Raw genomic sequence first — 14772 nt, 5'->3', positions numbered from 1 at the left:
GGGTTATTCAAGGCCCGATACTCCCGCCACCGCCCAGTCGGAGTGATAGATTTCAAGGTCGCTCAGCGCCGTGCCCGCAGGCACGCGCAGGCGGCCATGATTATCGTATATGGGGCCGACAAAGGGATTGTGGCCCGCCAGCATGCGCGTGCGCATGTCATCGGCGCGGGCGGCGGCCTCGGGCGGCACGGTCGGCCCCCAGGCATCGCGGTCCACGCCGTGGCCCAGGGTCAGGAAATGCCCCTCGGGCTGCCATGTGCCCGCCAGCAGGTTGCGCACCTGGCTGATGTAATAGTCATTGAAGTCGAGGCATACGGAACTGACATAGGCCTGCGGCCCGTAATCGAGCATGCCGGTGTTCCACATGGCTGCCTTCAGCCCGCGTTGCAGGGCCACGCGCAGGTAGGCGGGCTCATCCATGATGCCGCACAGGAAATCACACCCGTTATCGGCCAGCGCGGTTGCCGCCTGCGTTGCCGCCTGCGGGTCGAACCAGGCATTGATGGTGATGCTCTGCAGCGTGATGGCCGGGTTGACCGACTGCGCGCCCAGCAATGTTGCATTGGCTGAGGCATAGACCGAGGGAATGGGAAACGCGCCCAGAAAGCCGATCTTGTTGGTCTTGGTCATGAGGGCTGCGACAATGCCGATGATGTAGCTGGCATACCAGTGCGCCACGTAATACCAGCCCAGGTTGCCGGTTACATTGGTGCCATCGCATTCCATGAACGCGACATCAGGCGCGCGGTCCGACACATCTTTTATGAAGTCGCCATATTCCGATGTGGCCATGACCATCTGTGCGCCTTCGGCCACGAACTGGCGGAACAGCCGCGTGGCATCGGCGGAGTAGGGCACGCTCTCCACATAGATGGTGCGCAGTTTGGGGAAGGTGCGGCGCACGGCCTGCACGCCCCGGTCATGCACCATCGACCAGCCGCCATCGGTAATGGGGCCGGTATGGCCAAAGGCCACGATCGCGTCGGATTCAGCCAGCGGCCTGCGCCATGCGGGCTGGGCCTGCGCCCGTGCGTGGCGGGGCAGCAGCAGGCTGGAGCCCGCGCCGCCTGCAAGGCCCAGCATCTCGCGGCGCGTTGTCAGCAGCCGCCCCCGCGACCCTGAAACTGTCATAAGATGTCATCCCCCTGAAAATCCATGCCGCACCCCGCTGCGGCGGCCTGGCGTGCTGGTCGGTCTGGTGCTCCCGCGCGTGTAAGCCCGTGTTTGGTTCCAGCCCAAATGTTACGCGACAGGACCATGCAAGACCACAGTTATGTTGTGCACCAGGGTGTTGCCTTTTTTCAAAAAGGCGGTGGCTGGCGCAGCTTTGCGTATAATTCCACGACCAGCGCGGGATTATCAAAATCCCCCCATGCCCGAGCAGGAGCGCGATCGTGGCCCGGTCCTCAAACGTCAGCGCCACGTCCCTTTCCGTCACGGCGGCATGAAAGGCTTTTCCGCCCGTGCGGGCGGCAAGGCGTGTCAGCCCTCGGGCTGCGGGGCAGGGGGCATGCCCGCAAGCACGCGCCAGTTGGCCTCATCCATCGTTTCAATGCTCAGTTCGGTGGCCTTGCGGGCCTTGGAGCCCGCTTTTTCGCCCAGCACCACAAGATCGGTCTTTTTTGACACGCTATCCGATACCCGCGCCCCCAGCCGCTCGGCCACGGCGCGGGCCTCGGGGCGGGTCATGGTGGTGAGCGTGCCGGTAAACACGATGGTCTTGCCCGAAAGGCTGCCTGCCTCTGGCGCTTCCTCATCAAGCACGCGGGTCAGTTGGCCGGTCAGGTCATCAAGGGTGGCGCGGTTATGGGCCTCGGCAAAGAAGGCGACGAGTTCATCGGCAATGGTCGTGCCGATGCCGGTGATCGAGCCGAGTTCCAGCCGCTCGTCCGACCCCACGATGGCGGCCTTTTCCATCTGCGTGCGCCAGTTGGCCAGCGAGCCGTAATGCCGCGCCAGCAGGCGGGCATTGCTGGTGCCGATGCGGCGGATGCCCAGCGCATAGATCAGGCGCGAGAGTTCGATGGTGCGCCGGGCCTCGATCGCGTTGACCAGATTGCGCGCCGAGACCTTGCCCCAGCCATCACGGGCGGCAATCTCGTCCTCATGCGCGCCAAGGCGGAAGATGTCGGCAGGCGTACGCAGCCAGCCCAGTTCATGGAACTCGACAATGGTGCGGTCGCCCAGGCCATCAATATCGAACGCATCACGCGAGACGAAATGGATCAGTCGCTCCACCACCTGCGCGGGGCAGGTCAGCCCGCCCGAGCAGCGCCACACCACCTCGCCCTCGGGCCGCTCGGCATGTGCGCCACAGACCGGGCAGGTATGGGGGAAGTGAAAGGGCTGCGTTTCATGGTCGCGCGGCAGCACCACGCCAGTTATCTGCGGGATCACGTCGCCTGCGCGCTGCACATGCACAAGGTCGCCTTCGCGGATGTCCTTGCGTGCGATTTCGTCCTCATTATGCAGGCTGGCGCGGGTGACGATCACGCCGCCTACATTGACCGGCTCCAAAAAGGCCACCGGCGTCAGCGCTCCGGTGCGGCCGACCTGTATGTCGATCTTTTCCAGCCGGGTGATGGCCTGCTCGGCGGGGAATTTCCACGCCACCGCCCAGCGGGGCGCACGGCCTGCAAAGCCCAGGCGCTCCTGCAGGGCGCGGTCGTCGAGCTTGTACACAATGCCGTCAATGTCGTAATCCAGCCCCGAGCGTTCGCGCGTCAGGCGCTCCATGAAGGCTTCGGCGGCCTGTGCGTCGGGCACCTGCGTGCTCAGCGGATTGACGCGAAAGCCCCATGCATCAAGCTGTTCCAGATAACCATGATGCGTGGCGGCCAGCGGGCCATCGCAATAGCCTGCGGCATAGGCGAACAGCGAGAGCGGGCGTTTTGCCGTAATGGCGGGGTCAAGCTGGCGCAGCGAGCCCGCGGCGGCGTTGCGCGGATTGGCGAACGGCTTCTCGCCCGCCTCTTCCTGCGCAGCATTCAGCTCAAGGAACGCCTGCTTGGAGAGGAATATCTCGCCCCGGATCTCGATCGTGTCGGGGTAGGGGGCGGGCAACTGGTCGGGAATATCGCGCAGCGTGCGCAGGTTGGCGGTGACGTCCTCGCCTTCCGTGCCGTCGCCGCGCGTGGTGCCGCGCACGAAACGCCCGTGCATGTAGGTCAGGCTGATCGACAGGCCATCGATCTTGGGTTCCGCCACGAAGGAAAGTGCGCGGGCCTGCTCATCACTCAGGCCAAGGAAACGGGCAATACGGCTGACGAAGCCCTCGAATTCCTCCCGCGAGAACACATTGTCCAGCGAGAGCATCGGTACCATGTGTCGGTGGCGGCGGAAGGGGCCGCTGGCCGGTGCTCCGACCGTAGCGCTGGGGCTATCGGCCTGGGCATGGCGCGGAAATTCCAGCTCCAGCCGCGTGTTCAGGCGGCGCAGCGCATCATAGGTTGCATCATCGACCACCGGCGCGTCGTGCTGGTGGTAGGCGGCATCGAGTGCGGGCAGCAGGGTGGCAAGCTGCTTCAGCGTTGCGGCCGCACGGGCCTCGGTCTGTGCTTCTGCCGCATAATCGGCCAGCAGGGCGCGGGCCTGCGCGGCCAGTTCGTCGGTCGGGGCGGCGGGCATGTCAGACCCCTTTCAGCAGGCTGTCGGCCGCGGCACGGGCGGCGGGGGTAATGGTATCACCTGAAAGCATGCGGGCGATTTCCTCGCGCCTTGCCTGCGCGTCGAGCGGGGCGGCATGCGTTTCGGTGCGGCCCTTGTTCACGCTCTTGCTGATGCGCAGATGGGCATCACCGCGTGCGGCCACCTGCGGGCTGTGGGTCACGACCAGAACCTGCACGCTGCGGCCAACAGTGTAGAGCCGCTCGCCAATGGCGGAGGCGGTGGCGCCGCCCACGCCTGAATCGACTTCATCAAACACCAGCGTGGGAATGGCCGAGCGCCCCGCCAGCACCACCTTGAGCGCCAGCATGAGGCGTGAAAGCTCGCCGCCCGAGGCCACCTTGGCCAGGGGCCCCGGCGGCTGGCCGGGATTGGCCGCGATCAGGAACGAGGCCTGTTCCTTGCCACGCGCGTTCCATGCCTCGGCCTCAAGCGGCACGAGGGATACGATAAAGCGCGCGCGCTCCAGCTTGAGCGGCTTGAGCTCGGCCATCACCGCCTGCTCCAGCCTGCGGGCGGCCTTCTCGCGTGCGGCGGTCAGGTCCAGGGCAATTTCCTCAAACCGGGCGCGGGCTTCGGCCACGGTTTTCTCCAGCCCTTCAATGCGGGCATTGCCCGAATCGAGGGCGGCCAGCCGTTCGGTAAAGGCGGCGAGCAGCCCAGGCAACTCCGGCACCGATACGCCATGCTTGCGGGCCTCGGCGCGCAGCGCGAACAGGCGTTCCTCGGTCTGTTCGAGCAGGCGCGGGTCGGCCTGTGCGTCAGATGCCAGGCGCGAGAGCATGTTTTCGGCCTCGGCCAGCGCTTCTTCCGCGCGTTCGAGCGCGTTGAGGGCTTCCTGTGCTGCCGCCTGCTCGACAGCGCCCACGGCCTCCGGGTTGAGGTCGGTGGGGGCGGGCAGCAGGCGTTGCAGGGCGCGGCTGGCATTGCGCAGCGCCGAGGCCGGACCGGGGGAGCGCCGGTCGCGGGGCGCAAGGTCGGCCAGGGCTGCGGCAATGGCCTCGGCGCGGCGTTCGCCCTGCTGCAGCGCCTGGCGCAGGCCAGCAAGCTGGGCTTCCTCATCCTCCTGCGGGGCGAGGGTGCCCAGATCGTCTACCGCCTGGCGCAGCCAGTCTTCCTCACGCGCCGCATTTTCCATTTCCGCGCGCGCCGTGGCCAGTTCCGCCGTGGCCTCGATCCATGTGCGGTAGGCACCCGCCACGCGGCTCCGCAGCGGGCCGGGCACGCCAAAGGCGTCGAGCAGGTCGAGATGGGTGGCCTGATCGGCCAGGCCCATCTGCTCGTGCTGGCCCTGTATCTCCACCAGCAGGGTGGCGGCGCGGCGCAGCAGGCTTATGGCCACCGGCTGGTCGTTGATATAGGCGCGCGAGCGGCCATCGGTCGTGACAACGCGGCGCAGCAGGATCGGCTCGCGCTCATCATCGAGCATGATGCCCTGCTCGCGCAGCAGTTCATGCAGCGGGTGGGCAGGGGCCACCTCGAAACTGGCGCTGACACTGGCCTGCGCGCAGCCCGCGCGCACGAGCGAGGCGCTGGCCCGCTCGCCCAGGGCCAGGCCAAGGCTGTCAAGCAGGATGGACTTTCCCGCCCCGGTCTCGCCCGTCAGCACGGTCAGGCCGGGGGGGAAGGCGAGGTCCAGTTTTTCGATCAGGACCACGTCCCGTATCGAGAGCTGTGTCAGCATGATCGGTTCCTGTTCAGCACGAAGGATCGTTGGCGGAAATCAGAAAACCGAGTGCCACGCCCGCTGGAAGATGTTGCGCCCCTGCTTGTTGTCCTTGCCGTCCACGCCCTTGATCAGGTGGTGGGCGCGCAGATGGTCGTAGGCATCCTCGTACCACTTGCTGCTGGGGTAGTTATAGGCCAGCACGGAGCCGGTCTTGCGGGCCTGTTCGAGCAGGCCCATGTCCAGATAGACCTCGACCAGCCGCTCGAGTGCCTCGGGCACGTGGTTTGTGGTCTGGAAATCCTGCACCACGCGCTGGTAGCGCCCGGCGGCGGCGGGGAAGTCGTTCTGCTGCTGGTAGTAGCGGCCCACCAGCATTTCCTTGCCCGCCAGATGGTCGCGGCACAGGTCGATCTTGAGCTGCGCATCACGGGAATAAGGGCTCTGGGGGAAGCGGGTAATCACCTCTTCCAGCGCATCCATGGCCTCGATGGTGCCCTGCTGGTCGCGCTGCACGTCAGCCACCTGCTCGTAATAGCATAGCGCGCGCAGGTAGAAGGCATAGGCGGCATCGGTGCTGGTGGGGTGCAGTTCCAGAAAGCGGTCAAGCTGCTGCACGGCCTCGGGGTATTTGTTGAGCAGGTAGTTGGCATACCCTTCCATCAACTGCGCATTGGCCGTGTACTGGGAGTAGGGATAGTTGCGCTGGAGCGTGTCGAACTGGTTGACCGACAGCAGGTAGCGGTCCGAGCGCAGGGCATCGACACCGTTATTGTACAATGTCTCGGCCGAGCCGACGCGCGGCGCGCGCTCATTGATGGCGCTTGCGTTGTTGCCGCATGCCGCCAGCAGGCCCGCCAGGGGCAGGAGCGCCAGCCAGCGTGCCGGCTGGCAGGGGCTGCGCAAAGGCTGCGGGGTCGGGTGTGATATGCGTGCGAACATGCCAGCTCTTCCAGTTACGGGAGCTTTATATCATGTGCCGGGTGTGGGTGAAGTCTCCGCGTGCGGATTTCACGCTCCCTCATCACGCAGCCTGCGTACAGGGCTGGCCCGCAGGCGCGCCGGCAGGGGCGAGATGCCAGTTCGCCTTATCGGCAAACAGTTTGCGCAACAGGCGGTTATTGAGGGTATGGCCCGATTTGTGCCCCCTGAAACTCCCCTCGATCAGGCCACCGGCCAGATACAGGTCACCAATTGCATCAAGCACCTTGTGGCGCACGAATTCATCCGGGTGGCGCAGGCCGGCGGGGTTGAGCACGCGGGCGCCATTGACCACCACAGCATTGTCGAGCGAGCCGCCGCGCGCGAGGCCTATGGCGTGCAGGTGCTCGATCTCGGGCTGGAGCACGAAGGTGCGCGCCCGGCTCAGGTGCTGGCGGAACAGGTCGCTGTCAACCTGTGTTGCATAGCGCTGCTGGCCAATGGCGGCAGCGGGAAAGTCGATGGAAAGATCAATGGCCAGCCCCGGCTGCGTGGCGGGGGAGAGTTCGGCAAACGCATCGCCTTCTTCCACCCGTACGGTCCGGGTGATGTGGATATGCTGGCGGCGCGCCTCCTGCCGCCTGCGGCCCGCGCATTCGAGCAGGAACACGAACTCGGCGGCTGAACCGTCAAATACCGGGATTTCCGGCCCATCCACCTCGACAAGCACGTTATCGATGCCACAGCCTGCAAGCGCTGCCATCAGGTGTTCCACCGTGGCAATGCGCGCGCCCTGTGGCTCGTGGCCGAGCACCGTGCTCAGCTGCGTGTCCACCACCGTGTCGTAGCGGGCGGTGACGGGCGGCATGGCGCGGTCGGTGCGGTGAAAGACGATGCCGGTATTCTCTGCCGCGGGCGAAAGGCGCAGGCTGATTCGCGCGCCTGTATGCAGCCCGATGCCCACGCTGCTGATTGGCTGGCTCAGGGTATGCTGCATCTGCCCGTCATGGCTGGATGGCGGCATGAAGGGAAAATGTGCGGGCGGCACCATGCCGTTCATTGCCTGTATCCTTGACGGGAAAATGGGAGAACTCGCGGTAACTGGCATGCTTCCATGCTAGCGCCTTGTTTCCCGTCGGAACAGTCAAGGATTATTGCCTATTGTTACCTGTCTGCAAGCAACTGGCGCGGCCCGATGGGGACCGCGCCAGGGGTATCGTATTACTGCGAGCGGCGCCGCAGGAAGGCGGGAATATCGAGCCCCCCATCCTCGGGCGGCGTGGCGCTGCTGCCCGGCGCGGGCGGGGCGGAAGGCTGCGGCATGGGCTGCTGCTGCACTGAAGGCTCGGTGCGCTGGGGTGGGGGCGCCTCGGGCTGCGGCGGGTTGGAATGGCGGCGCAGCGCCCCGGTCACGATGCCAAACAGGCTGCGGGGTGCGGCCTGCGGCTCAGGTGCTGCCTGGGGCCGGGCGTTTTCCGTAAACAGGGGCGAGCGGGGCGAGCCGCGCTGCGCCTGCGGTGGCACGGCATGGGGCGAGGGCGCGCGCGGCGGTGCGCCAGGCGGGCGTTGCGCCGCACCGGGAGCATGGCCGGGCCGGGGAGCCGCTGGGTGCTGTAGCGGGGGTGCGCCGGGAGGAGGCGGTGCTGCCTGTGCCGCGGCGGGGGGCGCGGGCTGTGCGGCCGCTTCCGGTGCGGGCTGGGGCGGGCTGGCGGGTTCCGCCGCCTCGGCAGGCTGGGTGGTGCTCCGGCCTGCTGGCGGGTTGTCGATGCCCGTGGCCACGACCGAGACGCGGATCTTGCCATTGAGCGAGGTATCAATGGCGGAACCGAAGATGATGTTTGCGTCTTCCGCCACTTCCTCGCGGATGCGGTTTGCCGCCTGGTCCACCTCGAACAGGGTCAGGTCTTCGCCGCCGGTAATGTTGATGAGCAGGCCCTGCGCCCCCTTCATCGAGGTATCTTCAAGCAGCGGGTTCGAGATCGCGGCCTCGGCGGCGGCAATGGCGCGGTTATCGCCCTCGGCATCGCCCGTGCCCATCATCGCCTTGCCCATTTCCGCCATGATGGTGCGGATATCGGCAAAATCGAGGTTGACGAGGCCCGGCGCCATCATGAGGTCGGTCACGCCGCGCACGCCCATGTAAAGCACGTTGTCCGCCATCTTGAAGGCATCGCGCCAGCTCGTGCTTTCATTGGCCATGCGGAACAGGTTCTGGTTCGGGATCACGATCAGCGTGTCAACGAACTGCTGCAGCTCGGCAATGCCCGCCTCGGCCGACTTGGTGCGGCGCATGCCCTCGAACATGAAGGGCTTGGTCACCACGCCCACGGTCAGGATGCCGCGTTCGCGCGCCATGCGGGCAATGACGGGGGCCGCCCCCGTGCCGGTGCCGCCGCCCATGCCCGCGGTGATGAACACCATGTGCGCGCCATCAAGGTGGCGGGAGAGTTCATCGCACGCTTCCTCCGCCGCGGCGCGGCCGATCTCGGGCTTGGCGCCTGCGCCGAGGCCCTGCGTCAGGTGCGGGCCAAGCTGGATGCGGCGGTCGGCCTTGCTGTGCGAAAGCTGCTGGGCATCAGTGTTGGCGACAATGAATTCCACTCCCTGCAACTGCGAATGGATCATGTTGTCCACCGCATTGGTACCACCACCGCCAACCCCGATCACTGTAATGCGGGGGGTGAAATCGGAATGATTCTGCTGCGGGATGGTCAGGTTGAGGGTCATGCTGGGCTCCCGATGGATGGGGGTAGGCGTGCTGGCATACTAACGGCAAAAGTACAATAAAGGGTTTCCGTGCAAGATCATACCCTATCACGTATGAAATCCACAAAACGTCTCACAAGGCCGCCGGGGCGGGCATCGCGCGTGTCGGGCTCGCCCATTTCATCGGCGGCGCCCGCGGCCCAGGCCAGCAGGCCGGCCGATGTGGAGAACATGGGCCATGTGGCTGAATTTTCAGGCAGGCCCACAATGCGGCGCGGGCGGCCAAGGCGCACCTGCCGGTTGAGGATGCGCGCCGCCATGGGGCCGATTCCCTCAAGCAGGGAGCCGCCGCCCGTCAGGATCACGCGGCCGTCCGCCGCGGGCCCCACGGCTGCCATTTCCAGCCTGTCACGTATCATTTCCAGGGTTTCCTCCACGCGTGGATGTATGATCGAGACGATCTTTGAGCGTGAAATTCTGACATAATGATGGTCGTTATCGCCAATCAATTGCACGAGGATTGGATCACTGTCATCGCCCGCGAGCAGCTCGGCCGAGCCATACATGGTCTTGAGCCGCTCCGCGCTGTCGATCGAGGTGGAAAGACCCTGCGCGATATCGCGCGTGATATGCAGCCCCCCCACCGGAATCGTGGCCGTGTGCAGCAGCCTGCCCTCGCCAAACACGCCGATCGAGGTCAGCCCGCCGCCCATGTCCACCACGGTTGCGCCGAGGTTGCGCTCGTCCTCGCTCATCACCGCAAGCCCCGAGGCCAGCGGCGAGGACACCATGCCCGCGATCTTGAGTTCCACGCGCGACAGGACGGCCTCGAGGTTGCGCAGCGCGGTGGTGTTGGCATCGATCACATGCAGCCGTGCCGAGAGCAGGTCGCACAGGTGCCCGCGCGGGTCGAGCACCTCCTGCGTGTCATCCACCGCATAGTCGAGCGGCAGGGTATGGATGGCCGAGCGCCCTTCCGAGATGGCGCGCAGCCGCCCTTCGGCAATGATGCGGCTGACATCGCCCTGCGTGACCTCGCGCCCGCCAACGGGCCAGCGCGCGTTGATGTGACGGCTCTCGGGGTGGCCGCATGACAGGTTGACGAAAATCGAATCGCGCCGCTCCGTCGCCATGTCCTCCGCCTGGGCCACGGCGTTGCGGATGGCCGATTCCGCCTCGCGCAGGTCCACGATTCCGCCCGAGCGCACCCCGTGCGAGCGCCGCCAGCCATGGCCAAGGATGCGGATGGTGTTGTCAGGCTCGCCGCGCCCGATCAGGCAGACAATCTTGGTCGAGCCGATATCAAGCACGCTGAACGGCCCGGTGCGCAGCTTGCGCGTGGGCATGCGCTCGGCGGCAGGCACAAGGGGTGCGGGCGCGCGCGGGCGGGGCACGCGGGCTGGCACGGCAGGGCCACGGATGGCCGGTACCGCAGGGACTGCCGGTGTGGTCGTGCGTGTTGCGGGAAGGGTCGTCCTGACCGGTCCCGGCACTGGATAGGTCATGCCCGCCTCCGTCTCAGGCCGTTATCGGGGGAAAGCCATGGCCGCATGGGGGCCTGCTCGCTCGTGGGGGCTGCCTGTGGCGGGCCGTCGCCCTGGTCGGGTCCATTGCTGTTGTCATTCGGCGTCACGGGGTTCTCACGGATGATCAGGCGGTCTGGCAGGCGCATGTCTATGGCGATAACGGGCCGGTCAAGTATTTTTATGGTTTCCTGCATTTGTGCAAGGCGCTTGAGTGCTGCCGCTTCCTGCCCTTCGGGCAGCAGGATGGTCGTGCCGTTGCGCAACGTCAGGTTCCACCGGCGCTGGCCCACGCGGGCTGCGGCCACGACATGGCTGCTCACCTCGGGCTGGGCCGTGAGTTCATCGATCATGGCGGCGGCGGCAAGATTGGCGTCGGGTCCGACCACGAGCGGCAACTGGCGGAAGGCCTCGGCATCCTTGCCGGTCATGCCCTTGTCGCGCACCTGGTTGCCCGCCCGGTCGATCAGCATGAAATGCCCGTGATTCTGCCATACCGCAAAGGGCTGGCGCTCGAACAGGTGGATGACGATGGTGCCTGGCAGGTGGCGCTCGACCACGGAATGATCGACAAAGGGCAGCGCGTCGATACGCTCGCGCGCCGCCTTGACCGAAAAGCCGAGAATGAAATCGCCCGTGCGCACGCCCAGCGCCTCCTGCAGCGCGCTCTCGCTGGTCAGCACGCAGCCGGTCACGTCAATCTCGGTAATGCGCAGCGGCAGCATGTTGATGATCCGCCCCCTCAGTGCGGCAAAGCGCGGGTCCGAGCCGACATGGCGCAGCGCCGTGACGCCACCGGCCACCAGCCCCGCCAGCGCCAGGACCAGCAGGGCCGGGCGGATCAGGCGTTTCTGGCGGCGCAGGAAGATCGACAGCCTCGAAGGGCGGTCGCCGCTGTCGGTCGGTCGCCTCATGTACGGCAGGTCGCCTGGTCGATCATCCACTGGCACAGCGTGGCGTAGTCCATGCCGCAGGCGGCGGCCTGCTCGGGCAGCAGCGATGTGGGGGTCATGCCCGGCTGGGTGTTGGTCTCGAGGATCACGAGGCGGCCGGGCAGGTCGGCGCCTGCCGTGTCGTCATAACGGAAATCGGTGCGGCTTGCCCCCCGGCAGCCCAGCGCGCGGTGGGCGGCAAGGGCGAGGTCGCGCGCCTGCGCAAAGGCTTCGGGGTGGATGCGCGCGGGCAGTTCGTGGCACGAGCCGCCAGCAGCGTATTTGGCCTGGTAGTCATAGAAGGCGGGGCCACTGCCGGTGGGGGTGATGTCGGTCACGGTCAGGGCGCGGTCATGCAGCACGCCCACGGTCAGTTCGCGGCCGGGAATGTATTCCTCCACCAGCATGTGCGTGCCGAATGTCCAGCCTTGTGCCACCGCGGCGCGGCGGTTGCTGCCCGCGCGGATGATCTCCACGCCTACCGATGACCCCTCATTGAGCGGCTTGACCACATAGGGTGCCGGCAGCGGGTCGGCGGGTTCGAGTGCGGCGGGCGTGAGGCACAGCCCGGTGGCGATGGGCAGGCCGGCTGCCGCGAACACGGCGCGGGCGGCCTCCTTGTCCATGGCGGTGGCCGAGGCCCGCACGCCGGAATGGGTGTAGGGGATGCCCATCCAGTCGAGTATGCCCTGGATCGACCCGTCCTCGCCAAAGCGGCCATGCAAGGCGTTGAACACGGCGTCGGGCCTGCTTGCCTGCAGGTCGCCCACCAGGGCCAGCAGGTCGGGCCCGGGGTCGATGCTGTGCACGTCGTGGCCAAGACTGCGCAGCGCGTCAGCCACGTTGCGCCCGCTATCAAGGCTGACTTCGCGCTCGGCGGAGAGACCGCCCGTCAGCACGCAGATGCGGCGGCGTTTCATGTGTCTTCTCCCGTGCGTTGGGGGGCGGGGCGCCCGATGCGCCTGATTTCCCACCGCAGTGTGACCGCCGTATGGTCATGCACGCGCTGGCGCACGACATCGCCAAGCCGTTCAAGGTCGGCTGCGGTAGCGGTGCCGGTGTTGAGCATGAAGTTGCAGTGCTTCTCGCTGATCTGGGCACCACCCACCACAAGCCCGCGGCAGCCTGCGGCGTCGATCAGTTCCCACGCCTTGCGCTCCGATTCGTCAGGGGCAGGGTTGCGGAAGGTGGAGCCCCCCGTGCGTGCGCGCACCGGCTGGGCGCCCTCGCGGGCCGCGCGGATCTCGTCAATGCGCTGGCGGATGACCGCAGGCGGCGCCTCCTGCGCATTGAGGCGCGCGCGCACCACCACGGCCTGCGGCGGCAGGGAGGCATGGCGGTAGCCAAAGTCAAGCGAGGCGGCGGGCAGGCGCAGCAGCCCGCCATCGCGGGTTACAATTTCCACCCAGTCCAGCACGGTGGCCATGTCCGAGCCGTAAGCGCCTGCGTTCATGGCCACGGCCCCACCGATCGAGCCGGGAATGCCCGCCAGGAATTCAAGCCCCGCCAGGCCAGCTTCGGCCGCGTGCTCGGCCACGGTCATGTCCAGGCAGGCGGCCCCCACGATCAGCCCGTCGCCATCGCGCCGGATGGTTGAAAAACCACGGGCGAGGCGAATGACCAGCCCGTCAATCCCGCCATCGCGCACGATCACGTTCGAACACGCGCCCAGCGCCAGCACCGGAACCTCGAGCGGCAGGTGCTTGAGCACCTGCGCCAGGTCCTCGGCGCTGGCGGGCTGGAACAGAAGCTCGGCAGCCCCCCCCACGCGGAACCACGTGCGCGGGCCAAGGGCGGCCTGCGGAGTCAGGCGGCCACGGGGGCGAAAGCCCTCCGTGTCCAGGACCTGCGCCCATTGCGGCAGGGCGGTGGCGGGCGTGGCGGTCATGAACTGGCATCCGCCTTCTGGGCGGGGGCATGGGCAATGCCCTGCAGTTCCGCAAGCTGGGCGGGCAGCGCCTGCGCCCAGTTGGTGATGCTGCCTGCGCCAAGGCACACCACGAAGTCACCGGGGCGGGCGATGGCGTTGATCATTTCCGCCAGGTGCTCCGGCCCGGGCAGCGGCACGACAGAGCGGTGCCCGCGCTCGCGCAGGCCCTCGACCAGCGCATCGCGGTCGATGCCCTCGATCGGCTGCTCGCCGGCGGCATACACATCGGCAATGATGACCGTGCCCGCATCGTTCATGCAGGTGCAGAACTCGTTGAACAGGCTCTTGAGGCGTGAATAACGGTGCGGCTGCATCACCGCGATCACGTTGCCCGCCCCGGCCTGCCGTGCCGCTTTCAGCACGGCGGCGATCTCGACGGGGTGGTGGCCGTAATCATCGATGATGGTGATGCCCCCGGTCTCGCCCGTGCGGGTGAAACGGCGCTTGACGCCACGGAAGGCGGCAAAGGCCGAGCGGATGGTGGCATCGTCGATTTCCATCTCGGTGCCCACCGCAATCGCCGCCAGCGCGTTCTGCACGTTATGGTGGCCCAGCATGGGCAGGCGGAACGGCCCCGCCCGGCGCGAGCGGTTGCGGTTGCGGTTGGTGATCACGACCTCGAAGGTGGCGCCGAGCTTGTCGGTAATCACCTTCTCGGCACGCACATCCGCCTGCGGCGAGAAGCCATAGGTGATGATGCGGTGGTCGGACAGGCGCGGGATCATCTGCTGCACGGCAGGGTGGTCGATGCACAGCACGGCAAAGCCATAGAACGGAATGTTCGAGACAAACTGGTCATACGCCGCCTGCATCGCCTCTTCCGTGCCCCAGTGGTCGAGGTGCTCGGGGTCCATGTTGGTCACGACCGTAATGACCGAGGGCAGGCGCAGGAACGAGCCATCGCTCTCATCGGCCTCGACCACCATCCAGTCGCCCAGGCCCATGCGGGTGTTGGTGCCGTAGGCCTCGATGATGCCGCCATTGATGACCGTGGGGTCGAGCTTGGCCGCTTCAAGCACGGCGGCGACAAGGCTGGTGGTGGTGGTCTTGCCATGCGTGCCGCCAACAGCCACCGACCAGCGCAGGCGCATCAGCTCGGCCAGCATCTCGGCGCGGCGCACCACCGGGATCAGCCGCGTGCGCGCCGCCACCACCTCGGGGTTGTCGCGCTTGACGGCGGTGGAGGTCACCACCACCTGCGCCCCGCCAAGATTGGCCGCGTCGTGGCCAATGGTGACAGGAATGCCGGCGGCACGCAGGCGGGCTACATTTGCGCTCTCGGCAATGTCGGAGCCCTGCACCGCATAGCCAAGCATGTGCAGCACTTCGGCAATGCCGGACATGCCAATTCCGCCAATGCCGACGAAATGAATGGTGCCAATCGAAAGGGGCAGGGCTCTCATCTACTCAGGTCTCCGTATTCGCGCT

At 66.8% G+C, this 14772-nt stretch carries 11 protein-coding genes; all 11 read right to left on the bottom strand.

The window, feature by feature from the left end:
- Positions 1-3 precede the first annotated feature (3 nt).
- Complete coding sequence (locus tag DV027_RS03005; protein WP_130730479.1) at positions 4-1131, bottom strand: BMP family ABC transporter substrate-binding protein; 1128 nt, start codon at positions 1129-1131, stop codon at positions 4-6.
- Between the two features lie 351 nt (positions 1132-1482).
- Positions 1483-3627, bottom strand: coding sequence for an NAD-dependent DNA ligase LigA (gene ligA / locus DV027_RS03000; protein ID WP_130730478.1), 2145 nt, complete (start codon positions 3625-3627; stop codon positions 1483-1485).
- Between the two features lies 1 nt (position 3628).
- A complete protein-coding gene (recN, locus tag DV027_RS02995) occupies positions 3629-5350 on the bottom strand; it encodes a DNA repair protein RecN (RefSeq protein WP_130730477.1) in 1722 nt (573 codons plus the stop codon).
- 39 nt (positions 5351-5389) lie between these two features.
- Positions 5390-6274, bottom strand: coding sequence for an outer membrane protein assembly factor BamD (locus DV027_RS02990; protein WP_130730476.1), 885 nt, complete (start codon positions 6272-6274; stop codon positions 5390-5392).
- Between the two features lie 82 nt (positions 6275-6356).
- Positions 6357-7313, bottom strand: coding sequence for a UDP-3-O-acyl-N-acetylglucosamine deacetylase (lpxC, locus tag DV027_RS02985; protein ID WP_130730475.1), 957 nt, complete (start codon positions 7311-7313; stop codon positions 6357-6359).
- Between the two features lie 161 nt (positions 7314-7474).
- A complete protein-coding gene (gene ftsZ / locus DV027_RS02980) occupies positions 7475-8980 on the bottom strand; it encodes a cell division protein FtsZ (RefSeq protein WP_130730474.1) in 1506 nt (501 codons plus the stop codon).
- A 77-nt stretch (positions 8981-9057) separates the two neighbouring features.
- Entirely contained in the window at positions 9058-10464 is a 1407-nt protein-coding gene (gene ftsA, locus DV027_RS02975; RefSeq protein ID WP_130730473.1) for a cell division protein FtsA, read from the bottom strand.
- Positions 10461-11396: a cell division protein FtsQ/DivIB gene (locus tag DV027_RS02970; RefSeq protein ID WP_130730472.1), complete on the bottom strand. Its 936-nt coding sequence runs from the start codon at positions 11394-11396 to the stop codon at positions 10461-10463. The genes ftsA and DV027_RS02970 overlap by 4 nt, the downstream gene beginning before the upstream one ends.
- Positions 11393-12334, bottom strand: coding sequence for a D-alanine--D-alanine ligase (locus DV027_RS02965; RefSeq protein ID WP_130730471.1), 942 nt, complete (start codon positions 12332-12334; stop codon positions 11393-11395). The genes DV027_RS02970 and DV027_RS02965 overlap by 4 nt, the downstream gene beginning before the upstream one ends.
- On the bottom strand, positions 12331-13302 hold the full coding sequence (gene murB, locus DV027_RS02960) for a UDP-N-acetylmuramate dehydrogenase (RefSeq protein WP_130730470.1): 972 nt from the start codon (positions 13300-13302) through the stop codon (positions 12331-12333). Before murB ends, DV027_RS02965 begins: the two co-directional genes overlap by 4 nt.
- Positions 13299-14747, bottom strand: a complete 1449-nt coding sequence (gene murC, locus DV027_RS02955) for a UDP-N-acetylmuramate--L-alanine ligase (protein WP_130730469.1) — start codon at positions 14745-14747, stop codon at positions 13299-13301. The genes murB and murC overlap by 4 nt, the downstream gene beginning before the upstream one ends.
- Between the last annotated feature and the right edge of the window lie 25 nt (positions 14748-14772).

It is taken from the genome of Komagataeibacter xylinus (assembly GCF_004302915.1).
Lineage (GTDB): Bacteria > Pseudomonadota > Alphaproteobacteria > Acetobacterales > Acetobacteraceae > Komagataeibacter > Komagataeibacter xylinus_C.
This window is presented reverse-complemented; position numbering and strand designations above follow the sequence as displayed.